Annotated in this window: 20 protein-coding genes; 15 read left to right on the top strand and 5 right to left on the bottom strand. The window is 67.7% G+C overall.

The annotated features are described in order from the left end of the window. Nucleotides 1–193: 193 nt before the first annotated feature. Nucleotides 194–2,254: a beta-galactosidase gene (locus ACEN9Q_RS15975; RefSeq protein WP_495625267.1), complete on the top strand. Its 2,061-nt coding sequence runs from the start codon at nt 194–196 to the stop codon at nt 2,252–2,254. Between the two features lie 7 nt (nt 2,255–2,261). On the opposite strand, the gene ACEN9Q_RS15970 is transcribed toward ACEN9Q_RS15975, so the two are convergent. The 3 genes from ACEN9Q_RS15970 to ACEN9Q_RS15960 form a co-directional block, all read right to left on the bottom strand. Then, nucleotides 2,262–2,642, bottom strand: a complete 381-nt coding sequence (locus tag ACEN9Q_RS15970; protein WP_495625266.1) for a response regulator transcription factor — start codon at nt 2,640–2,642, stop codon at nt 2,262–2,264. Between the two features lie 76 nt (nt 2,643–2,718). Next, on the bottom strand, nt 2,719–3,420 hold the full coding sequence (locus ACEN9Q_RS15965; protein WP_495625265.1) for a pirin family protein: 702 nt from the start codon (nt 3,418–3,420) through the stop codon (nt 2,719–2,721). A 101-nt stretch (nt 3,421–3,521) separates the two neighbouring features. Beyond that, entirely contained in the window at nt 3,522–3,743 is a 222-nt protein-coding gene (locus ACEN9Q_RS15960) for a DUF3820 family protein (RefSeq protein ID WP_056436519.1), read from the bottom strand. Nucleotides 3,744–3,804: 61 nt separating this feature from the next. Between ACEN9Q_RS15960 and ACEN9Q_RS15955 the strand changes: the two genes are divergently transcribed. Next, entirely contained in the window at nt 3,805–4,227 is a 423-nt protein-coding gene (locus tag ACEN9Q_RS15955) for a DUF1810 domain-containing protein (protein WP_056436517.1), read from the top strand. Nucleotides 4,228–4,319: 92 nt separating this feature from the next. Further along, entirely contained in the window at nt 4,320–5,849 is a 1,530-nt protein-coding gene (locus tag ACEN9Q_RS15950) for an NYN domain-containing protein (RefSeq protein WP_495625264.1), read from the top strand. A 106-nt stretch (nt 5,850–5,955) separates the two neighbouring features. Here the strand turns inward: ACEN9Q_RS15950 and ACEN9Q_RS15945 are convergent, their stop codons facing one another. Further along, the gene (locus ACEN9Q_RS15945; protein ID WP_495625263.1) at nt 5,956–6,201 is read right to left on the bottom strand and encodes a hypothetical protein; all 246 of its coding nucleotides are present in this window, start codon (nt 6,199–6,201) and stop codon (nt 5,956–5,958) included. Nucleotides 6,202–6,311: 110 nt separating this feature from the next. Between ACEN9Q_RS15945 and ACEN9Q_RS15940 the strand changes: the two genes are divergently transcribed. From ACEN9Q_RS15940 to ACEN9Q_RS15890, 11 genes are all read left to right on the top strand, one after another. Continuing rightward, nucleotides 6,312–6,806, top strand: coding sequence for an Hcp family type VI secretion system effector (locus ACEN9Q_RS15940; protein WP_495625262.1), 495 nt, complete (start codon nt 6,312–6,314; stop codon nt 6,804–6,806). 8 nt (nt 6,807–6,814) lie between these two features. After that, nucleotides 6,815–7,201: a CHAP domain-containing protein gene (locus ACEN9Q_RS15935; protein ID WP_495625261.1), complete on the top strand. Its 387-nt coding sequence runs from the start codon at nt 6,815–6,817 to the stop codon at nt 7,199–7,201. Next, nucleotides 7,182–7,787, top strand: a complete 606-nt coding sequence (locus ACEN9Q_RS15930) for a hypothetical protein (protein ID WP_495625260.1) — start codon at nt 7,182–7,184, stop codon at nt 7,785–7,787. Before ACEN9Q_RS15935 ends, ACEN9Q_RS15930 begins: the two co-directional genes overlap by 20 nt. A gap of 289 nt (nt 7,788–8,076) precedes the next feature. After that, nucleotides 8,077–8,505, top strand: a complete 429-nt coding sequence (locus ACEN9Q_RS15925) for a hypothetical protein (RefSeq protein WP_495625259.1) — start codon at nt 8,077–8,079, stop codon at nt 8,503–8,505. Between the two features lie 58 nt (nt 8,506–8,563). Beyond that, nucleotides 8,564–10,039 carry a sodium:solute symporter gene (locus ACEN9Q_RS15920; protein WP_495625258.1) on the top strand — a complete coding sequence of 492 codons (1,476 nt, stop codon included), beginning with the start codon at nt 8,564–8,566 and terminating at the stop codon, nt 10,037–10,039. Nucleotides 10,040–10,050: 11 nt separating this feature from the next. Next, nucleotides 10,051–11,922: a signal peptide peptidase SppA gene (gene sppA, locus ACEN9Q_RS15915; RefSeq protein WP_495625257.1), complete on the top strand. Its 1,872-nt coding sequence runs from the start codon at nt 10,051–10,053 to the stop codon at nt 11,920–11,922. A gap of 310 nt (nt 11,923–12,232) precedes the next feature. Beyond that, nucleotides 12,233–13,675: an efflux RND transporter periplasmic adaptor subunit gene (locus ACEN9Q_RS15910; protein WP_495625256.1), complete on the top strand. Its 1,443-nt coding sequence runs from the start codon at nt 12,233–12,235 to the stop codon at nt 13,673–13,675. Between the two features lie 142 nt (nt 13,676–13,817). Then, nucleotides 13,818–16,934, top strand: a complete 3,117-nt coding sequence (locus ACEN9Q_RS15905) for an efflux RND transporter permease subunit (protein ID WP_495625255.1) — start codon at nt 13,818–13,820, stop codon at nt 16,932–16,934. Beyond that, on the top strand, nt 16,931–20,158 hold the full coding sequence (locus ACEN9Q_RS15900) for an efflux RND transporter permease subunit (protein ID WP_495625254.1): 3,228 nt from the start codon (nt 16,931–16,933) through the stop codon (nt 20,156–20,158). Before ACEN9Q_RS15905 ends, ACEN9Q_RS15900 begins: the two co-directional genes overlap by 4 nt. Before the next feature lie 8 nt (nt 20,159–20,166). Beyond that, nucleotides 20,167–21,627, top strand: a complete 1,461-nt coding sequence (locus ACEN9Q_RS15895; RefSeq protein ID WP_495625253.1) for an efflux transporter outer membrane subunit — start codon at nt 20,167–20,169, stop codon at nt 21,625–21,627. Between the two features lie 5 nt (nt 21,628–21,632). Beyond that, nucleotides 21,633–22,022 carry a hypothetical protein gene (locus ACEN9Q_RS15890; protein ID WP_495625252.1) on the top strand — a complete coding sequence of 130 codons (390 nt, stop codon included), beginning with the start codon at nt 21,633–21,635 and terminating at the stop codon, nt 22,020–22,022. 71 nt (nt 22,023–22,093) lie between these two features. On the opposite strand, the gene ACEN9Q_RS15885 is transcribed toward ACEN9Q_RS15890, so the two are convergent. Continuing rightward, a complete protein-coding gene (locus ACEN9Q_RS15885; RefSeq protein WP_495625251.1) occupies nt 22,094–23,080 on the bottom strand; it encodes a bile acid:sodium symporter family protein in 987 nt (328 codons plus the stop codon). A 214-nt stretch (nt 23,081–23,294) separates the two neighbouring features. On the opposite strand from ACEN9Q_RS15885, the gene ACEN9Q_RS15880 reads away from it, so the two are divergent. Next, the gene (locus ACEN9Q_RS15880; protein WP_495625250.1) at nt 23,295–25,028 is read left to right on the top strand and encodes a rhamnogalacturonan lyase B N-terminal domain-containing protein; all 1,734 of its coding nucleotides are present in this window, start codon (nt 23,295–23,297) and stop codon (nt 25,026–25,028) included. Nucleotide 25,029: the final 1 nt, after the last annotated feature.

Below are 25,029 nucleotides of genomic sequence, written 5' to 3'. Positions count from 1 at the left end.
GGTCTCCAGTGTCGTGCGTGATGGGCGATTCCAAGCGTATATGAAAACGATTTCACGAGCAAGGCGAAGGGGCATGTCCACGGGCGCCGCATGGTGAATTTCATGGGCGGCGTTGGCGGTTTTCGTAATTGCGGCGCGCGGCGGCGGCTTTCAGAATCGATGACGATTGCCATCCGACCTCTCGAACGATTCCATGACCATCTCGAATATCGCCGCCGCCTGCACGCTGGCACTCGCGGCGCTCGCTCCTGCCGTTTCCCGGGCGCAAAGCGCCGATGGCCATCCCGGGTGGCCCGGCGCCGGCCAGCTTTTCGTCGGCACCAATTACCAGCCCTTCGACCGCACGCGCGCGCAGATCGAGCACGACATCCAGCGCATGAAGCAGGCCGGCTTCAAGGTCGTGCGCATGGGCGACCTGTCGTGGGATTCGTTCGAGCCCGCCGACGGCAAGTTCGACTTCAGCCTGTTCGACTGGATCATGGACCGGATGCAGGCCGCCGGCCTGAAGGTCCTCATGGACATCCCGGGCCAGCCCGCGCCGATCTGGCTGCACAAGAAGTACCCGGGCGTGGACATCGTCGACCAGCACGGCGTGCGCCTCGATCCGGCCGAACGCTATATGGACGACACCAGCGATCCCGATTACCGGCGGCTGCTGGTGCGCCTGGCGGACACGATGACCCGGCGCTACGCGAAGCATCCGGCGCTGTTCGCCATCGGCTACAACAACGAGAGCGGCAACGGCATGGTGTCGTACTCCGAGGCCGACCGCCAGCGCTTCATCGCCTGGCTCAAGCACAAGTACGGCACCGTGGCGGCGCTGAACAAGGCCTGGGCCACGCAGCGCTGGTCGCGCCGCCTCGACAGCTGGGACGAGGTGCGCCTGCCGTACATCGAAGGCGTCGGCCCCTATGAGCGCTACCTCGACATGCGCCGCTTCTGGTCGGAGCAGACCATCCAGGTGCTCGAACTGCTCGAGGCGGTGCGCGCGAAGAACGTGCCGGACAAGCCGGCCATCTCGAACCTGTGGGACAGCGCCGGGCGCAAGGGCTTCGATTACCTGGCCACCTACCGCCATTACGTGAGCTATGGCGCGATGGGTTTCTACCCGGGCGATCCGCTCGGCGCCGCGTTCGAGTCGACGATGATGCGCGCCGGGATGAACGCGCCGATCTGGTTCAACGAGTTCACCGCCGGCGGCCCCGGCTACTACGGCACGCCCGGCCGCTCGCGCATGTGGGCGTACTTCGGCCTGCTGATGGGCGCGCAGGCGGTGATGCCGTGGACCTGGCACAGCCACCACGGCGGCGAGGAACAGGCGCTGTTCGGCCTGATCGACCACGACGACCGCGCCTCGTGGAAGCTCGACGAATTCGCGACGATCGCCAGGGAATTCGCCACACTGGAAAAACTGGGCTTCCCGCGCCTGCAGCAGCCGAAGGTGGCCATCGCCTACGCGTTCGACAACATGATCGCCACCAACCTGCCCAAGGAGGGCGTGAACAACACGGTGCGGCCCTACATCAACCCGGGCTCCATGAAGCAGGCGCACGGCGCGTACGAGCCGCTGTTCAAGGACAACATCGACGTGGCCGTGATCCACGTCGGCCACGAAGACCTGGGCCGCTACAAGCTGGTGATCGTGCCGGGCCTGTACCTGCTCGACGCGGCGTCGCGGGCCAACCTGCGCAAATTCGTCGCGGACGGCGGCACGGTGATCATGACCGCGCAGTCGGACAAGGTGAACGACGACAACCAGTGGTTCGACACGCCGCTGCCCGGCGGCCTGACCGACGTATTCGGCCTGCGCACCAATGCGTTCTACAGCGCCGGCGCGCTGCAGACCACGATCGGCGGCGTCGGCATCAAGGCCGACCTCGGCCCCTACGAGGTGCTGGAGCCGTCCACCGCCGAGGTGCTGGCGCGCTTTGCGAACGTCGACGGCAAGGTGCCCGCCATCACGGTCAACCGCTTCGGCAAGGGGCGCGCGATCTACGTCGCCACGGCCGCGCAGCCGCAGATCATGGGGCCGTTGTACCGCCAGCTGTACGCGAGCCTGGGGCTCGCGCCGGGGCCGAAGACGCCCGACGGGGTCTATGCGCGCGTCGTCGACGGCCGTACGCTCTACGTCAACACGACCGCGGAACCCCGCGACGTGGCGCTCGACGGCACGATGAACGGCGTGCTCTCCGGCAAACGCTGGTCGGGCGTGCTGCGCCTGGAACCGTTGGGCGTCGATCTGCTCGAGAAGTGACCCGCCGTCAGGAAACGACGAGGTAGCGGCGCAGGCGCGCGAGCAATTCCTGCGGCTGGAACGGCTTGATGATGAAATCGTTGGCGCCGGCGTCGAGGGCGCGCACGGTGTCGCGTTCCGTGTTCTTGGCGGTCAGCATGAGCACGGGAACGCCGTCCCAGCCGGCCTGCGCGCGGATCAGGCCGATGATCTCGAACCCGTCCACGTAGGGCAGCATCACGTCCAGCAGCACGAGATCCGGCGCCGGCTGCGACACGACGTGCTGCACGGCCGCGCGGCCGTCCGCCACGTGGATCACGCGATACCCCTGGCGCTCGAGCATGAAGCCGAGCACGTGGGCGATGTGGACGTCGTCCTCGACGACGAGGACGCTGGGTTGTGCACGCATGCCGGCAAGCCCGTGAGTTGCTTTTGGGCTTCATTATATCGAGGCGATCCGGCATGCGACGCGCGGTTGTTGCCGGTCAGGCGGGCAGGTCGAAGAACAGCAGTTCCGCCGCCTCGGCCTTGTCGAACACGATCCTCTCCTCGCCGCTGATCTTGAGCGCGTCGCCATCCTTCAGCGGCACGCCGTTGACGCTGACGTCGCCGCGGATCACGTGCACATACGCCAGCCGTTCACGGTCGAGGGCGTGTTCGACGGTGTCGCCTTCGTCCAGGATGGCGGCGTAGATCGATGCGTCCTGGTGGATCAGCACGGATTCCTGGCGGCCGTCGCGCGAGGCGATCAGGCGCAGCTTGCCCTTCTTGCTGTCCGGCGAAAAATGCTTTTCCTCGTAGCTGGGCGGGATGCCTGTCGTGTCCGGCTGGATCCAGATCTGCAGGAAGTGCACGGGTGCCGTCTTCGAACCGTTGAACTCGCTGTGGCGCACGCCGCTGCCGGCGCTCATGCGCTGCACGTCGCCGTAGTGCAGGACGGAGCCGGTGCCCATGCTGTCCTTGTGCTCCAGCGCGCCGTCCAGCACGTAGGAGATGATCTCCATGTCGCGGTGGCCGTGCGTGCCGAAACCGGCGCCGGGCGCGACGCGGTCTTCGTTGATCACGAGCAGCGGGCCGAAGCCGCTGTGGCGCGGGTCGTAGTAATCGGCGAACGAAAAGCTGTGTTTCGACCTCAGCCAGCCGTGGTCGGCGGCGCCCCGTTCTTCGCTCCTGCGGACTTCCATCATGATGTGCTCCTTGTTGTTTGCCTGTCGATGGAAGCCAGTATAGGGACGCCGGGCGGCAATGAAAAACGAGTAGTTTTACGGCCTGGGATCGAAAAAATCGATCATCGCATCGGGCGGCCCCGCAGCGGGTCCAGCAGGCTGCGCAGATTGTTATGGTCGAGCTCGTACATGAGGGCCAGCAACTCGCCCAGTTCGCCCTTCGGAAAGCCTTCGCGGGCGAACCAGCCCAGGTAGTGGCCGGGCAGTTCGGCGATCGTGCGGCCCTTGTACTTGCCGTAGGGCATTTCGCGGGTGAGGAGGAGCGTGAGGTGTTCGGGTTTCATCGTGGCGCCACTTTAGCAAATCCCGCGATCGGCGTAGCATGCGCCGGAGAGGAGAGAGACCATGGCATCCGACTTCAACCTGGAACGCTTCATCGAAGCGCAGAACGGCGTCTACGACACGGCACTGGCCGAGCTGCGCGCCGGCCACAAGCGCACCCACTGGATGTGGTTCATCTTCCCCCAGGTCGAGGGCCTGGGGCACAGCGCGATGGCGCAGCGCTACGCGATCCGGTCCGCCGACGAGGCCGCCGCCTACCTCGCGCATCCCGTGCTGGGCCCGCGCCTGCGCGCCTGCGCGACGGCCGTCGCGGGCCATCACGACCGCGGCGTCGACGAGATCTTCGGCCACCCCGACAACCTGAAATTCCAGTCGTCGATGACCCTGTTCGCCGACATCGCGCCCCATGAAGCGATCTTCCAGGCCTGCCTCGACCAGTTCTTCGACGGCCGCGCCGACCCGGCCACGCTCGAGCGGCTGGGCTGAGCGTTTTCGCGCCGGACGCGTCCGCGGCGGCGTTGTCAACGTTGTTGCGTATAATCGCTGGTCAGCTTGTCCACAACCACACAACAACACACATGGCTTCATCTTCAGACAATATCAGCATGGCGGTGTTCTGCGACTTCGAAAACGTCGCGCTCGGCGTGCGCGATGCGAATTACGAGAAGTTCGACATCAAGCCCGTCCTCGAACGCCTGCTGCTCAAGGGCAGCATCGTGGTCAAGAAATCCTATTGCGACTGGGATCGCTACAAGGGCTTCAAGGCGACGATGCATGAAGCGAACTTCGAACTGATCGAAATCCCCCACGTGCGCCAGTCCGGCAAGAATTCGGCGGACATCCGCATGGTCGTGGACGCGCTCGACCTGTGCTACACGAAGTCGCACGTGAACACCTTCGTCATCGTGTCGGGCGACTCGGACTTTTCGCCGCTCGTCTCCAAGCTGCGCGAGAATGCGAAGCGGGTGATCGGCGTGGGCGTGAAGCAGTCGACGTCCGACCTGCTGGTCGCGAACTGCGACGAATTCATCTTCTACGACGACCTCGTACGCGAGCAGCGCCGCGCCGCCGCCAAGCGCGACGAGCGCAAGGCCCAGCCCGCGCCGGGCCGCCGTCCGTCCGACGAGAACAACCGCAAGCGCGAAGAGATGGAAGCGCGCAAGCTGCAGGCGCTGGAGATGGTCGTCGAGACCTTCGACGCGCTCGTCTCCGAACGGGGCGACACGGGCAAGATCTGGGCGTCGCTGCTGAAGGACACGCTGAAGCGCCGTCGCCCGGATTTCTCCGAGACCTATTACGGCTTCCGTACCTTCGGCAACCTGCTGGAAGAAGCGCAGACGCGCGGCCTGTTCGAATTCGGCCGCGACGAAAAATCCGGCACCTATGTCTACCGCGGCGCGAACGCGCAGGCGGACCTGCAGGCGGTCGATGCCGCCCCGGTGGAAGCGGCGGGCGTCGCCGACCTCGAGCCGGCACAGCCCGCGTCCGAGGCCGGCGACGAGCTGGCCGCCGAAACCCAGGGCGAGCAGCCGACGGAAGTGCCGGCGGCGGCACGCGAATCGCGCCGCCGCGGGGGCCGTGGACGCAAGGGCCGCGACGCCCAGGCAGGAAGCGCCGACGCCGCCGCACCGGCATCCGAAGATGCCGCCATGGCGACCTGGCCCGCACCGACGCCGGACCTGGCCGAGGCGATCGAACCGGTGGCCGCGGCCGAGGCCGACGATGTGGCCGCGGTCGTGCCGGCCGCCGAAGAGGTACCCGCGCCCGTGAAGGAACGCCGCCGCCCCGCGCGCGCGCCGCGCAAGCCGGCCGCGCGCAAGGACGCGGCACCCGCCGCGGAGGCGCCGGCATCCGGCACGGCCGTGACGCCGGACCAGGCGGCGCAGGAAGGCAACGCCGCGGCGGCCGACGCGCAGGACGCCGTCGCGGAGCAGGCGGCGATGCCGGCCGGCGACGGTGCCGCACCGGAAGGCGAGGACGAGGGCGACGGCGCGAAACCGGCCCGCAAGAAATCCAGCCGCCCGGCGCACAAGGCCCCGTCGCGCAAGCCGGCCACGCGCGCGCCGCGCAGGCCGGCCAAGCCGAAGACGCCGCCGGAAAACGGCTGACAGCCCGTTGCGCGCCGGTACGGCGCGCTCGGGCCGAATCCGGAAGCGGCTGGGGCACCCCAGGCGCGATGAAGCACCACAGTTTGCGTCGCAAGCTGTGTCGTAATCAGCCAATCCGCTCGACCTGCCGGACGATATGCCACATCTTGTGACGGATCGTCTGGCCGGTCGACGCCTGTCGTTTCGCTCCCGCAGCCTGGTCGACATGTCCGAACACGCCGATTGATAGGGCCCAACTCTTGTGGCTCGGTTCGGCGCAACAATCCTCGATCGAGCCTGCCGACCTTATTGGAGCCGCCTTGCGCACGAACGGGAAGCCAACGTCGGTCGTTTTGGCCGTCGTGGCATCCACGGGGCTCCACCGTCGGCGTGCTCGCCGGGCCAGACCGCGGCAGGGCATTCCGCATCGGAAACGCCAGTGCCAATGAGTCGGCGCCACTCATCTTCAACCGGAGACAATCAATGGCAATCGACGTGTACCTGCAAATTGACGGCATCAAGGGCGAATCCCAGGACGACAAGCACAAGGACTGGATCGAGGTCACCGGTGTCCACTGGGGCATCCACCAGCCGCGCAGCGCCACGGCGTCGACCGGCGGCGGCCACACCGCGGAGCGTGTCGACATGTCGGACATCTCGTTTTCCAAGCTCACGGACCTCTCCAGTCCCATCCTTGCCCAGACATGTGCGATGGGCAAAACGATTCCAAAGGCGAAATTCGAGTTCTTCCGCGCAGACGGCAACGGCGACCGGGTAAAGTACTTCGAGGTCGACATGGAAAACGTCCTCATCGGCATGGTCAAGCCGCACATGGGGGGAGACGAGTCCTTCCTGACCGAGAACGTCAACCTCAAGTATTCGAAGATCAAGTGGAAGTACACCCAGCAAAAGATCGGCGGGGGTAGCGGCGGGAATACTGCCGGCGGCTGGGATCTTGCCGCCAACAAGATCGCGTGAGGTGCGCGATGCCGGTTGACATCGACAAGTTCACCAAGCATCTCTATGACGCAGCCGACAAGCACATGCATAGCCACAGGAAATGCGGCGAGTACGTGAGAAAGGCGCTGCAAGCCGGCGGTGCGAACTTTCACGGCGTTTATCCGCCTACCGGAAAGGAGTTTGGCCCGGCCCTCGAGATGTTGGGTTTCCATGAGATCACCGTCAAGGACCCGGACAAGTTCAACTTCATCAAGGGCGATGTGATGGTCATGCAGCCGCATACGGACAGCACGGCGGGTCATGTTGCCGGCTATGACGGAAAGCACTGGGTGTCGGATTTTGTCCAGCGTGACTTTTGGGCAGGCAAAGCGTATCGAAAGGAAAAGCCGCATTATGCCGTCTACCGTTATTAACACATTCGCCGCAGCCGCCTTGCTGGCGCTCGGCGCGACTGCTGCGGCATCGAGCAGCGACCAGCCGCCCCGGTCCTTGACCGTTCCGGTATTGGGCCTGCGCTTGCCGCTCGATCGGATCAACGTCGAGAAGTTCCCGGAAGGCATACGGGCGACGTGCGACCAAATCGCCGATGACGAGATGTACACCGGTCAGGTGTGGATTTTCGGCAGGGTAAACGATGCAGCGTCGGCTTATTACATCGTGACCGGGATTTTCAAGCGGCGCAGTCCTGACCCGGCAGGAGAAAGACGGCTTTATGAGAGTTGGGATAACGGCCTAGTTCTTACCGCGAAGGACGGCAAATGCGGTGGTGACGATGCGGCGGAGACCTTCGACGTGCACGACCCGAATGCCGAGAACGACGGCAACGTGCCCGACCCGATCCTGCACGCGCTGGCCCGCGATCTTGCCGCGCGAACCGTTCGGGCGTTCGGTGGCCCCGACCGGCTCCGTGCCGAAATCAGGAACCAGCGCATCGACTTCAACCAGCTGCCGTCGGACGTGCAGGAGGCGTTCAAGCCGTACTTCGGGCCCGCAAAGTAGCGGGCGACACGGGCGCCGCGCAGGCCGGCCAAGGCGAAGACGCCGCCGGAAAACGGCTGATAATCCGTCAATCCCGGCATTGCGGGGATTGACGGCCTCAAACCCTTGAACCGTCGCCCCCGCGCAGGCGGGGGCCCAAGTCCAGCCCGCATCCACGCGGCGTAATCGGGCTCCCGCCGAGGCGGACAACCCGTCCGGGAACGACGCTGTTCCGCGCGCGCATCCCGCATTTGCCTGTGCAATAATGACAAGCCCCCGCGCTTCCCGCACCGTCATGCAAAGGCCCATCATGCGCACGCTTACCGGACTGTTCGCCTGCCTGTCTGTTGCAGCCTCCCTGTCGGCACACGCCGCCGCGCCGTCCGCCGCGCATCCGCTGCTGGGCATCTGGATCCTCACCATCCCGCAACTCGGCTGTTCCGAGACGTACCACTTCCGCGGCGACGGCACGACGCTCGTGAAGAGCGCGGACGAAGTGTCGGAAAGCGAGTTCACGGTCGCGGAGCAGCCCAGCGCCAAGGGCTTCTACAAGCTCGACGACAAGATCGTGAAGGACAACGGCAAGCAGGATTGCTCCGGCGAGATCATGAAGCCGGGCACGCGCGCCACCAACTACATCCGCTTCCACCCGTCCGGCGCCCGCTTCGTGATGTGCCGCAACGAGACGATGGAGGCGTGCATCGGCCCGTTCGAACGGGCGCCGGGGCAGGGGATCTGACTCCCGCGCTTCCTTGGGTGTATATTGCTGGGCGATCAGACAACATTCTGGATTTTCAATGTCCCCGGCTTTACTTTTCTGCATCCTCATCGCCTATTTCGCGCTGCTGCTGGGCGTCGCCTGGGTCACGTCGCGGGGCGCCAACAACGACAGCTTTTTCATCGGCAACAAGAGCAGCAACTGGATGCTCGTCGCCTTCGGCATGGTCGGCACGACCCTGTCCGGCGCCACCTTCATCAGCGTGCCGGGCGCCGTCGGGACGGACGGCTTCGGCTATGCGCAAATCCTCATCGGCTACGTGATCGGCTACATCGCCGTCGTCTACCTGCTGCTGCCGCTGTACTACCGCCTGCGCCTGACGTCGATCTACCACTACCTCGACGTGCGCCTGGGCCGGCGCGCCTACCAGAGCGGGGCCGGGTTCTTCATCCTGTCGCGCCTGTTCGGCGCCACGGCCCGCCTGTACCTCGTCGTCGCGGTCCTGCAGGACATCATCCTCGACGGCCTCGGCATCCCGTTCTGGCTCACGACCTTCATCGTCCTCGGCATGATCCTGCTGTACACCTACCAGGGCGGCGTGAAGACCATCGTCTGGACCGACACCCTGCAGACGACGTGCATGCTCGCCGGCCTGTTCGCCTGCGTAATCTTCATGCTGGGCCAGCTCGACCTGACGATCCCGCAGGCCTTGCAGCGGATGCAGCAACAAGGCCTCGCGCGCGTGTTCACGCACGACGTCGACAGCCCCGGCTTCTGGCTCAAGCAGGTCGTGGCCGGCGTCTTCATCGTGCTGACGATGACCGGCATGGACCAGGAAATGATGCAGAAGACCATCTCCGTGAAGACCTTGCGGGATTCGCAGAAGAACCTGTTGAGCCTGACGGCCGTGCTCGTCGTCGTGCTGTGCGCCTTCCTGTTCCTCGGCGGCCTGCTGTACCTGTACGCGCCGGCGGCCGGCGTCACGGCGACGGGCGACAAGATCTTCCCGGCCGTCGTCATGGGCCACCTGCCGGCCGTGGTCCAGATCGTGTTCCTGATCGCGCTGATCTCGGCGCTGTTCCCGAGCGCGGACGGCGCCATCACGGCGCTGACGTCCACGTTCTGCATCGACATCCTCGGCATCCGCCGCCGCGACGACCTCACCGAAGCCGCGCGCGTGCGCGTGCGCCGCCACGTGCACCTCGCGTTCGCCCTGCTGTTCCTGGCGATGGTGCTGGTGTTCAAATGGGTGGACAATCCCAGCATGATCGTCGTGATCCTGAAGCTGGCCAGCTATACCTATGGGCCCTTGCTCGGCCTGTTCGCCTTCGGCATGCTGACGACGCGCACATTGTGCGACCGGCTCGTGCCGTGGGTGACGGTCGGCGCGCCCCTCCTGTGCGCACTGCTGGAATACCACCAGCACGCGCTGCTGGGCAGTTACCGCCTCGGCTTCGAACTCCTGATCGTGAACGGCGCCCTCGTGTTCGCCGGCCTGTTCGCGATCTCGCGCCGCGCCGGGGCCATGCCTCTCACCGAACCGAATTTCAACTAGCCGGAGCCCTAATGCCATTCAAGCCCCTGTCATCCATGCGCCGCGGCGCCGGCGCGCTCTGGCGCGGCCTCGACGCCACCCGCCGCTTCGTGCTGAACCTGATCTTCCTGCTCATCCTGGTCGCCCTCGTGTGGAGCATGTTCGGCGGTGGCCTCAAGCCGCTGTTGCCCAAGACGGCCCTCGTGCTGGATCTCAAGGGCGAGCTGGTCGAGGAGCGCGCCGGCAGCGTGCGCGACTCCGTCGTCGCCGGCCTCTCGGGCAACGGCCGCCGGCTCGTGCGCCTGCCGGACGTGCTCAAGGCGCTGGACGGCGCCGCCAAGGACGCCAACGTGAGCGAGGTCCTGCTGCTGCTGGACGAGATGAGCGGCGGCGGCCTCGCTTCGGTGCGCGAGATCGGCGCCGCGGTCGAGCGCGTGAAGGCGGCCGGCAAGCGCGTCGTCGTCTGGGGCGGCAGCTTCGACCAGAAGCGCTACCTGATCGCCGCGCACGCCAGCGAAATCTACCTGCACCCGATGGGCATGGTGCTGATCGAAGGCTTCGGCCGCCACCGCAATTATTATCGCGATGCGCTCGACAAGGTCGGCGTCACCGTCAACGTGATCAAGGTCGGCACGTACAAGAGCTTTGCCGAGCCGTTCATCGGCAACGGCCCGTCGCAGGCCGCGCAGGAGGCGGACGCCTTCCTGTACAACGGCCTGTGGAGCAGCTACACGGCCGAAGTCGAGAAGGCGCGCAAGCTGCCGGCGGGCGCCATCGCCAAGGGCATCGACGAACTGCCGCAGCGCCTCGACGCGGCGCACGGCAACGCGGCCAAGGTGGCGCTGGACTGGAAGCTGATCGACGGCATCAAGACCCTCGACGAAGTGCGCGCCATGTTCATCAAGCGCGGCGCCTACGACGACCATATCAAGAGCTTCCGCCAGGTGGGCTTTGCCGACTATGTGTCGCGCCATCCGGACAAGCCGTTCGGCGACGCGGTGGCCGTCGTCGTCGCGGCCGGCGACATCACCGAGGGCACCGGCGGCCCCGGCATGGTGGGCGGCATCTCGACGGCGAACCTGATCCGCAGCGTGCGCGAAGACAAGTCGGTGAAGGCCGTCGTCCTGCGCATCAATTCGCCGGGCGGCAGCGCGTACGGATCGGAACTGATCCGGCGCGAGCTGGAACTGACGCGCGCCGCCGGCAAGCCGGTCGTCGTGTCGATGGGCGACGTGGCCGCGTCGGGCGGCTACTGGATCTCGCTTGCGGCCGACGAAGTCATCGCCGACCCGGATACCGTCACCGGTTCGATCGGCGTGTTCGCCATCCTGCCGACGGCCGACAAGGTCGGCGATAAACTCGGCATCCACACGGCCGGCGTGACGACGACCTGGCTGGCCGACGCCTACAATCCGCTGCGCCCGCTCGATCCGCGCTTCGGCCAGCTGATCCAGTCCACCATCAACCACATCTACGACGAGTTCACGACCAAGGCCGCCATCGCGCGCAGGACGACGCCGGCGAAGATCGACGAGGTGGGCCAGGGCCGCGTGTGGACCGGCACGCAGGCGAAGGAGCGGGGCCTCGTCGACCGCCTGGGCAGCTACGGCGACGCGCTGCGCTCGGCGGCCAAGCGGGCGAACCTGGGCGACGACTTCCGCGTCACGTACGCCGAGCCGCCGACCACGCTGGCCGAGCGCCTGCTGGAACGCATCGGCTTGTCGGATGCGCAGGCGCTGACGGTGCAGGTGAAGCTGGGCCTGTTGCCGGCCGACATCGGCGCGGCGGCCCTCGGCGGCACCACGCTGGCGCCGATCGGCAAGGACCTGGGCTGGCTGGCCGGCGTCGCCGACCGCCGGCAACCGTTCGCGGCGGTCACGCACTGCCTGTGCGCGGTGCCCTGAAACCTTTCCGGGCCGTTAAGGTTTGTAACAGCTTGTAGTTGCGCATCCATACGCCGAAACATGGCGGCAGCGATGAAATACGGGCGTGGGGCCTCTCCCACGCCCGTTTTTGTTTCGATCTCCCGGGAAGTGGAAGGCTTCTGTGTAAATCCGCGTAAAGAAGAAAATCCGGTTGCCCGGCGGGACGCCCGCTCATGCGGCTGAGGAATTTCTCGTCTGTACGTTACGAAACATAAAGCGATGGGGTGACGTGCTACATTGCCAGGGAACTTTTATTGTGCTTTTGATTACCCGGCCGCCAAGGACTAGCATGGATTCGACCGTCACACCCGACAAGAACAAAACCCCGACCCAACCCAGGCGTTCGCGCCGCACCCGCGTCATCGGCACCGTCGTCGCCGTGCTCGCGATGGCCGGCCTGGGCGCATTGGCCTGGCACCTCGTCCACCAGCAGCCGCAGGGCGGCCCCGGCGCGGGCAGGCCGGGTGGGGGCGGGCGCGGCGGCCCGGGCGGCGGCCGCGGCATGCCGGCGACGACGGTCGGCGTCGGCAAGGCCGAGCGGGCGGATATCCCGATCCTGCTGGACGCCCTCGGCACCGTGACCCCGGCCGCGGTCGCGACCGTGCGCCCGCAGACCGGCGGCGTGCTGCAGAAGATCCTGTTCACGGAAGGGCAGCTCGTCAAGCAGGGCCAGGTGCTGGCGACGATCGATCCGCGGCCCTCCCAGATGGCGCTGCTGCAGGCGACCGGCCAGCGCCAGCGCGACGAAGCCCAGCTCGAGACGGCCAAGGTCACGCTGGGCCGCTACCAGACGCTGCTCCAGCAGGACTCGATCGCGCGCCAGGACGTCGACACCCAGGCCGCCCTCGTCAAGCAATTGCAGGGCACCGTCACGACCGACAAGGCGGCCGAAGGCATCGCCCGCATCAACCTCGGCTACACCCAGGTGCGCGCGCCGATCGCCGGCCGCGTGGGCCTGCGCACGGTCGACATCGGCAACCTCGTGGGCAGCAGCGACGCGAACGGGATCGCCGTGATCACGCAGCAGTCGCCCATCGACGTCGAATTCGCCGTGCCGCAGGACCGCCTGCCCGCGATCCAGCAGCGCATCAACGGCAACGCGAGCCTGCCGGCGACGGCGCTGGACCGCACCCGCACGCGCGAGCTGGCGCAGGGCCGCTTCATGGCCCTCGACAACCAGGTCGACACGCAAACGGGCACCGTCAAGGCCAAGGCCCGCTTCGGCAACGAGGGCGCGCAGCTGTTCCCGAGCCAGTTCGTGAACATCCGCCTGCAGGTCGACGTCATCAAGAACGCGATCACCGTGCCGGTGACGGCGCTGCGCCACGGCGTCAGCGGCGACTACGTCTACGTGCTCGATCCGCAGACCCGCACCGTGGTGCAGACGAACGTGAAGCGCGGCGAGGAGAATGCCGAGCGCGTCGAGATCACGAGCGGCCTGTCGGGCGGCGAAACGGTCATCACCGAAGGCGCCGACCGCCTCAAGGATGGCGCCAAGGTGACGCTGCCGGGCGACCATCCGGCACGCGGTGCCGGTGCAGGCGCCGGCGCCGGCGCGGCGGGCGGCCAGGGCAACTGGAAGGGCCGCCACGGCGGGCAGGGCGGGGCCGCGCCAGCGGCCGGCGCGGCCGCACCGGCCACGCAAGCCGCGCAGCCCGGCGCCCAGCCCGCGCAGGACGGCGCGCAGCGCCAGCACCGCCGCCGCCAGCAGCAGGAAGGGGCCGCGCAATGAGGGCGTTCGCCACGGCACGCGGCAACAGCCCGTCGTTCCCGCGCAGGCGGGAACCCAAGTCCTGCACGCGCCGCGTCGGCGCGACGAAATTGGGCCCCGGCCTTCGCCGGGGCGACGAGTGCATGCTTCGCGGAGGTGCTTCATGAGTCCATCCGCCCCCTTCATCCGCCGCCCCGTCGCCACGTCCCTCCTGATGCTGGCGATCGTGCTGGCGGGCCTCGTCGGCTATAAATTCCTGCCGCTGTCGGCGCTGCCGCAGGTCGACTTCCCGACGATCCAGGTACAGACGCTGTACCCGGGCGCGAGCCCGGAAGTGATGGCGCGCACCGTGACGGCGCCGCTGGAACGCCAGTTCGGCCAGATGGCGGGCCTGGCGCGCATGAGTTCCAACAGCGCGGCCGGCGTCTCCGTGATTACCCTGCAGTTCACGCTCGGCCAGACGCTCGACGTGGCCGAGCAGGAAGTGCAGGCCGCGATCAACGCGGGCGGCTCGCTGCTGCCGACCGACCTGCCGGCGCCGCCGGTCTATGCGAAGGTCAACCCGGCCGATGCACCGGTACTGACGCTCGCCATCACGTCCGACTCGATGCCGCTGACGGAGGTGCAGAACCTCGTCAACACGCGCCTCGCGCTGAAGATCAGCCAGGTGTCGGGTGTCGGCCTCGTCACGCTGCAAGGCGGCCAGCGTCCGGCCGTGCGCATCCAGGCCGACACGAAGGCGCTCGCCGCCAACGGCCTCGGTCTCGACACGCTGCGCACCGCGATCACGAGCGCCAACGCCAACAGCGCCAAGGGCAGCTTCGACGGCCCCTCGCGCGCCTACACGATCAACGCCAACGACCAGCTGGTGACGGTGCCCGACTACACCAACCTGATCGTCTCCTACAAGAACGGCGCGCCGGTGCGCCTGGGCGACGTGGCGAAGGTCGTCGACAGCGCGGAAAACGTCAAGCTGGGCGCCTGGGCCAACATGAAGCCGGCGATCATCCTGAACGTGCAGCGCCAGCCGGGCGCCAACGTGATCGCGACCGTGGACGCCATCAAGCAGCGCCTGCCCGACCTGCAGGCCAGCCTCCCGCAGAGCATCCACATGGCCGTGCTGTCGGACCGCACCAACGGCATCCGCGCGTCGGTCGAACACGTGCAGATCGAGCTGGTGCTGGCCGTCGTGCTCGTCGTGCTCGTGATCTTCGCGTTCCTGCACAGCGTGCGCGCGACCGTCATCGCCAGCCTCGCGGTGCCGATCTCGCTCGTCGGCACGTTCGGCGTCATGTATCTGCTGGGGTACAGCCTGAACAACCTGTCGCTGATGGCGCTGACGATCGCCACCGGTTTCGTCGTCGACGACGCCATCGTCATGATCGAGAACATTTCGCGCTACATCGAGGAAGGCGAACCGCCGATGGAGGCGGCGCTGAAAGGCGCCACGCAGATCGGCTTCACCATCATCTCGCTGACGGTGTCGCTGATCGCCGTGCTGATCCCGCTGCTGTTCATGGGCGACGTCGTGGGCCGGCTGTTCCGCGAATTCGCGGTGTCGCTGGCGATCACGATCCTGATCTCGGCCGTCGTCTCGCTGACGCTCGTGCCGATGATGTCGGGCCGCTGGCTCAAGCACCACGACAAGGCCCATGAAACCAGGTTCGCGCGCAAGTTCCAGTCCTTCTTCGACTGGACCGTCGGCCATTACGACCGCGGCCTGAACTGGGTGCTCGAGCGCCAGGGCCTGACCCTGCTCGTCGCGCTGGGGACCCTCGTGCTCACGGCGCTGATGTGGGTGTTCATCCCGAAAAGCCTGTTTCCCACGCAGGACACGGGCCAGCTGCAGGCGCGCGTGGAAGCGCGCCAGGCGATCTCGTACGGCGCGATGGCCGACATGCAGCAGGCCGCCGCGCGCGAGATCCTGAGTGATCCCGACGTCGAATCGCTCGCGTCGACCGTGGGCGTGGACGCCGCCAACAACACGATGCTCCACACGGGCACGATGCTGATCAACCTGAAGAAATCGCACGACGACCAGCGTGCCATCATGGCGCGCCTGCGCGACCGGGTGGCGCGCAACGTGGCCGGCGTGACCTTGTACCTGCAGCCGACGCAGGACCTCACCATCGATGCCGAGACCGGGCCGACGCAATACCGCCTGTCGATCGAGGGCGCGGACACGAAGACGGTGACGACGTGGGCGAACAAGATGGTCGAGGCCATGGCGCGCCGCAAGGAGCTGGCGAACGCCGTCACGGACGCCGGCGCCACCGGCGCGGCCGCATACGTCAACATCGACCGCGACAGCGCGTCGCGCCTGTCCGTGACGGCGTCGAACGTCGACGACGCCCTGTACAGCGCGTTCGGCCAGCGCATCGTGTCGACCATCTTCACCGAGACCAACCAGTACCGCGTGATCCTGGAAGCGCGGCAGGACGACGCGATGTCGCTGGACGCATTGCAGAACCTGCAGCTGCGCACGGGGTCCGGCGCGCCGACGCCGCTGTCCGCCATCGCCTCCATCACCGAGCAGGCCGCGCCGCTGCAGATCACGCACGTGGCGCAGTACCCGGCCACGACGATCGGCTTCGACACGGCATCCGGCGTCAAGCTGGGCACCGCGGTCGCGGCGATTAAGGACGTCGCCAGGGAGATCGGCCTGCCGGCCTCCGTCAGCATGACCTTCCTCGGCGCGTCCGGCGCGTACCAGGCGTCGCTGTCGAACCAGCTGTGGCTGATCCTGGCGGCCGTCATCTGCGTGTACATCGTGCTGGGCGTGCTGTACGAGAGCTACATCCACCCGCTGACGATCCTGTCGACCCTGCCGTCGGCCGGCGTGGGCGCGCTGCTGGCGCTGGGTGTCACGGGCCAGGGCCTCGGCGTGATCGGCATCATCGGCATCATTCTCCTGATCGGCATCGTCAAGAAGAATGCGATCATGATGATCGACTTCGCCATCGAGGCCGAGCGCGACGAGGGCAAGGACCCGCGCACCGCGATCCACCAGGCCGCGATGCTGCGCTTCCGCCCGATCATCATGACGACCCTGGCCGCGCTGTTCGCCGCCGTCCCGCTGATGTTCGGCTGGGGCGAGGGCGCCGAGCTGCGCCGGCCGCTGGGCCTCGCCATCTTCGGCGGCCTGATCGTCAGCCAGCTGCTCACGCTGTTCACGACGCCCGTCATCTACCTCGCCTTCGACCGCCTGGCGCGGCGCCGGGGCCGTGCGGAACCCGCGCAGCCGCGCACGGAACCGAAACCCGGCGGAGCCGGCGCATGAGCCTTTCGCAACCGTTCATCCGGCGGCCCATCGCGACGGTCCTCTTGACCATCGGGATCGCGCTGGCGGGCATCGGCGCGTTCTTCGTGCTGCCGGTGTCGCCGCTGCCGCAGGTCGACTTTCCGACGATCTCCGTGTCCGCCAACCTGCCGGGCGGCAGTCCGGACACGATGGCGACGTCGGTGGCGACGCCGCTCGAACGGCGGCTCGCGGTCATCGCGGGCGTCAACGAGATCACGTCGAACAGCGGCAACGGCTCCACCCGCATCAACCTGCAGTTCGACCTCAACCGCCAGATCGATTCCGCCGCGCGCGAAGTGCAGGCCGCGATCAACGCGTCGCGCGCCGACCTGCCCGCGACGCTGCGCAGCAACCCGACCTACCGCAAGGCCAATCCCGCCGACGCGCCCGTCCTGATCCTCGCGCTGACGTCGAAGACGCGCAGCCCCGGCCAGATCTACGACGAGGTGTCGAACATCGTGCAGCAGAAGCTCGCGCAGGTGAAGGGCGTGGGCGACGTGGAGATCGGCGGCGGCTCGCTGCCGGCCGTGCGCGTCGACCTGAACCCTTACCAGCTGAACCAGTACGGCCTGGCGGCCGAGGACGTGCGCGCCGCGATCCAGGCCACCAATGCCAACCGGCCGAAAGGCGCGCTGGAGGGGCAGGGCATGCGCCTGCAGATCTATTCGCAGGCGAACACGCCGACGAACGGACGCACGGCGGCCGACTACAAGGGCCTCGTCGTCGCCTGGCGCGACGGCTCGGCGATCCGCCTGCAGGACGTGGCCGACGTCACGGACGGCGTCGAGAACATCAACACGCTGGGCCTGTTCAACGGCCAGCCCGCCGTGATCGTGCTGGTGACCAGCCAGCCGGGCGCCAACGTCATCGAGACCGTGGACGGCGTGCGCGCGCTGCTGCCGCAGCTGCAGGCCCAGCTGCCGCAGGACGTGAGCATGCAGGTCGCGTCGGACCGCACCAATTCGATCCGCGCCTCGCTGCACGAGATCGAGTTGACCTTGATGATCTCGATCCTGCTCGTCGTGCTCGTGGTGAGCCTGTTCCTGCGCAGCGTGCGCGCCACCGTCGTGCCGGCCGTCGCCACCGTCGTCTCGCTGCTGGGCACCTTCGGCGTGATGTACCTGCTGGGCTTCTCGCTCAACAACCTGTCGCTGATGGCGCTCACGGTTGCCACCGGCTTCGTCGTCGACGACGCCATCGTCGTGCTGGAAAACACCAGCCGCCACGTCGAGCAGGGCATGGACCGCATGAAGGCGGCGCTGCTGGGCGCGCAGGAAGTGGGTTTCACGGTGCTGTCGATCAGCCTCTCGCTCGTGGCCGTGTTCATCCCGCTGCTGTTCATGGGCGGCCAGGTGGGACGGCTGTTCCGCGAATTCGCCGTCACGCTGTCGGCCGCCGTGATGATCTCGCTGGTGATCTCGCTGACGACGACGCCGATGCTGTGCGCGATGCTGCTGAAGCCCGGCCAGAAGCTGCACGGACACGTACAGCGCAAGCAGGGCCGGCTCGCGCGCTGGGCCGAGCGCGGCTTTGACGCCGTGCTGAAATCGTACGAGCACGCGCTCGACTGGGCGCTGGACATGAAGCCGCTCGTCATGCTGATCCTCGCCTTCGTCGTCGCCCTGAACGTCTTCCTGTTCTCCGCCGCGCCCAAGGGCTTCTTCCCGCAGCAGGACACGGGCCAGATCAACGGCGGCATGCGCGCCGACCAGAGTATCTCGTTCCAGGCCATGCAGGGCAAGCTGCACCAGCTGGTGAACATCATCAAGAGCGATCCCGCCGTGGACACGGTCGTCGGCTTCACGGGCGGTTCGCGCGCGGGCGGCGGCTTCATGTTCATGAACCTGAAACCCGTGAGCCAGCGCGCCGAGGGCGAGAGCGGCCAGGCCGTGATCGCGCGGCTGCGGCCCAGGCTCGCGCGCGTGACGGGCGTGCAGCTGTTCCTGAATCCCGTGCAGGACCTGCGCATGGGCGGGCGCCAGTCCAATTCCACCTACCAGTACACCCTCAAGAGCGACAACCGCGCCGACCTCAAGACGTGGGCGACGAAGCTGGCCGACGCGATGAAGGGCCAGAAGGCGCTGACGGACGTCGACACCGACCAGGCGGACAACGGCGTCGAGACCTACGTCGACATCGACAAGCAGACGGCCGCGCGCCTGGGCATCAGCGCCAAGGATGTCGACAACGCGCTGTATGACGCCTTCGGCCAGCGCCAGGTCGCGAACATCTACGACGAATTGAACCAGTACCACGTGATCATGGGCGTCGCGCAGAAGTACGCGCGCTCGCCGGCCGCGCTGGACGACGTCTACGTGCCGGCCAAGAAGGCCAGCGTCACGGCGGCCGCGCCGGCCAACCTGACGGCCGCGCGCGACCCGGCCAGCGGCGCCGCGCTGTCGACCGGGGCCACGACGATGGTGCCGCTGTCCGCCATCGCGCATTTCGCCGAACGCTCGACGCCGAGCTCCGTCAACCACCAGGACGGCGAGCTGGCGACGACGATCTCGTTCAACCTCGCACAGGGCTATTCGCTGTCGGAAGCGCAGCAGGCCGTGATGCAGGCGGAGGCCGACATCGGCATGCCCGTCAACGTGCGCGGCAGCTTCCAGGGCCAGGCCAAGCAGGCGCAGGACTCGAACAAGCAGCAGCCGCTGTTGATCCTCGCGGCCATCGTCGTCATCTACATCGTGCTGGGCATCCTGTACGAAAGCCTCGTGCACCCGATCACCGTGCTGTCGACGTTGCCGTCGGCCGGCGTGGGCGCCGTGCTGGCGCTGCTCCTGTTCCACATGGAGTTTTCCATCATCGCCCTGATCGGCGTGTTCCTCCTGATCGGCATCGTCAAGAAGAACGCGATCCTGATCATCGACTTCGCGCTCGAAGCGGAGCGCGCGCGCGGCCTGTCGGCCACCGAAGCCGTGCGCGAGGCGTGCCTGCTGCGCTTCCGCCCGATCCTGATGACGACGCTGGCCGCGGCGCTGGGCGCGCTGCCGCTGGCGATCGGCTTCGGCGAAGGGTCCGAGCTGCGCCAGCCGCTGGGCATCGCCATCATCGGCGGCCTGGTCGCCAGCCAGCTCCTGACCCTGCTCACCACGCCGGTCGTCTACGTCTACCTCGACAAACTCCGCCGCCGCAACGCCGACGAGCACCACCTGGTCCGCCATCCGCTGGACGACCAGCCTTCGACTTCCCAGCCATGAACAGAACCATGCGAACCACCGTCATCTTTCGTTCCCTGAACGCCGCGTTGTTCGGCGCCGCCATGCTGTCCGGCTGCGCCTTCACGCCCACGTACGAGCGCCCGGCGACGCCGAATCCGGCGGCCTTCAAGGAGCTGCAGGGTTGGGCGCCCGCCGCGCCGGCCGACGCGCTCGAACGCGGCCCGTGGTGGAACCTGTTCGGCGATCCGGTGCTCGACGGCCTGGTGCGCCAGGTCGAGGTCAGCAACCAGAACGTGGCGGCCGCCGTCGCCGCGTACGGCCAGGCGCGCGCCATCGTGGCCGGGCAGCGCGCCGCGCTGTTCCCGACCGTGACCCTGGGCGCGGGCGCCAACCGCAACGGCAGCGGCGGCGGTTCCGGCAACAACAGCAACAACAACGGCAACGACAACAACGGCGGCGGGCGCACGTCGAACAGCTATCGCCTGAACATCGGCTCCAGCTGGGAGCCGGACGTGTGGGGCCGCCTGCGCGCGGGCGTCAGCGTGGCCCGGGCCAATGCACAGGCCAGCGCGGCCGACCTCGCGTCCGCGCGCCTGTCCGCGCAGGGCGAGCTGGCGACGGATTACTTTTCGCTGCGCTCGGTCGACGCCCAGCGCGCGCTGCTGGCCACGACGATCGAAGGCTACCAGCGCGTGCTCAAGATCACGCAGAACCGCTTCGACGTCGGCATCGTGCCGCACTCGGACGTCTACCAGGCCCAGACCCAGCTCGCCAGCGCCCAGAGCGACGACCTGACGCTGGCGCGCCAGCGCGCGCAGTTCGAGCATGCGATCGCCGTCCTGATCGGCAAGGCGCCGGCCGACTTCACGCTGGCGGGCGTGCCGTGGAACGTGACGGTGCCGGAGGTGCCGGTCGGCGTGCCGTCCACGCTGCTGGAGCGCCGGCCCGACATCGCCGCGTCCGAGCGCGCCGTGGCCGCGGCCAATGCGCAGATCGGCATCGTGCGCGCGGCGTACTTCCCGCAGATCGGCCTCACGGCGTCGTACGGTCCGTCGGCCAGCGCCATCGGCGACCTGTTCAAGGCATCGAGCGTGGCGTGGGCGCTGGGCCTGTCGGCCACCGAGACCATCTTCAACGGCGGCGCCAACCGCGCCGCGGTGCAGGGCGCGGACGCGGCGCGCGAGCAGGCCGTCGCGCGCTACCGCCAGACCGTGCTGACCGCGTTCGCCGACGTCGAGGACCAGCTGGCCGCCACGCGCGTGCTGGCGCAGCAGCAGGACCTGCAACGCCAGGCGTCGCAGGCGGCGGACAAGGTCGAGGAGCAGGTGCTGAACCGCTACAAGGCCGGCCAGGTGAGTTATTCGGAAGTGGTGCAGGCGCAGGTCACGGCGCTGAACGCGCGCCGCGCGCTCGTGCAGACGCAGGGCAACCGCCAGACGACGGCCGTGGCGCTGATCCAGGCGCTGGGCGGCGGCTGGCACGCCGACCGGCTCACCGCGCAGGAGTAGCGGCCATGCCCGGATGGACCGCGCTGTACCTGGCCGGCGACGTCGCGCTGTCGGCCTGGATGCTGCGCCGCGACTTCCGCCGCCGCGGCCGCGCCGCCGTCATCGCGACGGCCGAACTGCTGGGCAGCGTGTGCCTCGCGCTGCCGGCGCTGGCCTACCTCGACACGGACTTCGCTGCGCTGCTGGACGATGCGGCGCGGTGGTCCTTGTTCGCGCTCGGCCTGCTGGCGCTGGGATGCTTTGGCTGGCGCGACGTCCGCGCGAGCCTGGCCGACCCGCGCACCGCATGGCTGCCGCCGCGGCGGCGCTGGCTCATCACGGCCCTGGGGCCGGGCATGATGCTGGCGGCCGCGCTTCCCGAAGTGTGGTGGGGCGGCCTCGCGCTGGCCAGATAAACCGGGGTCAGAGCCCCGATTTTGGCAACGTCCTCAAAGAAATTTCCAAAAATCGGGCTCTGACCCCGGTGTTATTCGCGGCCCCATTTTTGCGCCAGCACGGCGCAGACCATCAGCTGGATCTGGTGGAACAGCATCACGGGCAGGATGACCATGCCCAGCGCGCCCGGCGCGAACAGCACCTTGGCCATCGGCACGCCGCTCGCGAGGCTCTTCTTCGAGCCGCAGAACACGATGGTGATCCTGTCCTCGCGGTTGAAGCCCAGGCGCCGGCTCGTCCACGTGGCGAGGCCCAGCGCGATCGCCAGCATCGCGCAATTGATGACGACGAGGCCCGCGAGCGATTGCCCCGACAGCTTGTGCCACAGGCCCTCGTTGACGGATTCGGAAAACGCCGTGTAGACGACCAGCAGGATCGAGCCCTGGTCCACGATCTTGAGCATCGGCTTGTGGCGGTCCACCCAGCGGCCGATCCACGGACGCAGGAACTGGCCGGCGAGGAAGGGCAGCAGCAGCTGTTCGACGATGGCGACCACGGCATCCAGCGACGAGCCGCCCGCCGCGCCGCGCACGATCAGCGTCGACACGAGCAGCGGCGTGACGAAGATGCCGACGAAGTTCGACGCCGACGCGCTGCACACGGCCGCGGCCACGTTCCCGCGCGCCATCGACGTGAAGGCGATCGACGATTGCACGGTCGAGGGCAGGGTGCACAGGAACAGGATGCCGACGTACAGCTCGGGCGTGACGATGCCGCCCGCCAGCGGCTTCAGGGCGAGGCCCAGCAGCGGAAACATGACGAAGGTCGACGCGAGCACCAGCAGGTGCAGGCGCCAGTGCGTGAAGCCGGCGACGATCGCCTCGCGCGACAGCTTGGCGCCGTGCAGGAAGAACAGCAGGCCGATGGCGGCCGTGGTGACCTTGCCGAGGACGACGGCCGTCGGGCCGCCGCACGGCAGCACGCTCGCGAGGGCGACGGTGCACAGCAGCAGGATGGTGAAGGTGTCGATCGACAGGCGGCGCAGGGTGGCGGAAACGGGGGCGAGGAAGCTGGGCATGATGGATTCGGCGGAGTCTCCGGGCGGCGCCGGACCCGTCATTCTATCTGCATCCACGCCCTCCGCTCAAGCGCGTGATTCTTTGCTGCCGGCGCCGTGCGCCCGGTTGACCCGGCGCGCGCAGGCCGTCAATACTTGTGTGCTGATACGGCAACGATGGACTCGACGATCGGGCCGGACGTCCCCGGCCTACCCAACAATCAGGAGACAGACGATGCACATGTTCTTGCGCAGGACCCCGTTCGCGCTGGCGACGACGTTATGTGTACTGGCCGCCGGCTGCGGCGGCGATGGCGGCGGCACCGCAACCGCCACCGGCGGGGGCACCCGGATGCTGGCGGGCACCGCCACGGTATCCTCGTTCGGCCTCGCGCAAGACGCGAATTTTTATACGATCGACACCGGCGCGGGCCTCGTCTTCAAGATTCGCCGGCTGGACAACGGCGTCAGCACGCAGTCGGCCGGGGACATCGCCTCGATGGTCTACAACGGCGCCGAGTACCAGGACCAGGCGCGCGGCACGCAGGTCAATTCCGGCTTCGACTACCTGTACAAGGGCATCTCGGCGGTGGACGTGGCCGCGCAGACGGTCGGCAGCGACGTCGTCAAGGTGACCGTCAGGGCGGGCAACCTGACCCATTACTACATCGCCCGCCGCGGCGAGGCGAAGATCTACATGGGGACGTATTTCACGAGCGAGCCGGACACGCTGAACCTCGCGCGCTTCATCGTGCGCGTGCCGATCGCGCGGCTGCCCAACGGACCGGCGCCGTCCGACCTGCGCGGGAACACGGGCGCGATCGAATCCGGCGACGTGTTCGGCATGGCGAACGGCGAGACGCGTTCCAAGCACTACTCGAACATGCGCCTGAAGGACTGGCAGTACATCGGCGCGACGGGGACCAACGCCGGCCTGTGGATCGTCCGCGACAACAACGAGGGCAATTCCGGCGGCCCGTTCTACCGCAGCCTGCTGAACCAGGGGACGAGCACGGACCAGGAGATCACGTACATCATCAACTACGGCGAGGGCCAGACGGAGGCGCTGCGCACGAACATCCTCAACACGTACACGATGGTGTTCAATGACGGCTCGGCGCCGGGACCGGTGGACACGTCCTGGCTCGGCACCCTCGGCCTCACCGGCTGGGTGGCGCCGGAAGCGCGCGGTGCCGTCAGCGGCGCCGCCATCACGGGCCGCGACGCGCGCTTCGCCTACACGGTGGGCTTTTCCAATGCGGCGGCGCAGTACTGGACGACGGCGGACGCCCTCGACGGCCACTTCACGAGCGCCGGCATGATCCCCGGCACCTACACGATGAAGGTCTACAAGAACGAGCTGGCGGTGGACACGCGCACGGTGACGGTGGGCGCGGGCGCCACGACCAACGCCGGCACCGTCGCCGTGACGGGCGATCCGGGCAGCGCGGCGGCATTGTGGCGCATCGGCGACTGGGACGGCTCGCCGGCGGAATTCATCAACGGCGGCAAGGTGACGACGATGCACCCGTCCGACGTGCGCATGGCGTCGTGGACGCCGGGCGACTACGTGGTCGGCACGTCGGCGCCGGCGACCGGCTTCCCCGCCTACCAGTGGAAGGACGTGAACGGGGCGCTGACCGTGCGCTTCAACCTGCGCCAGAGCCAGATCGTGCCGCTCACGCTGCGGGTCGGCATCACGGACGCATTCGCGGGCGGGCGGCCGAAGGCGCAGGTGAACGGCTGGGTGTCGGCGAATCCGCCGGCGTCCACACAGCCGAAATCGCGCACGCTGACGGTCGGCACCTACCGCGGCAACAACACGATGTACACGTTCGACATCCCGGCCAGTGAGCTGGTGGTGGGCCAGAACGTGCTGACGCTGACGGCCATCAGCGGCACCAGCGGCACCCGCTTCCTGAGCCCCGGCTACAGCTACGACGCGCTCGACCTGATCCCGACCCCATGAT

Source organism: Massilia sp. Masssp93, assembly GCF_059491295.1.
The sequence above is the reverse complement of the archived record's forward strand: the minus strand, read 5'-3'. Positions and strand labels throughout refer to the sequence as shown.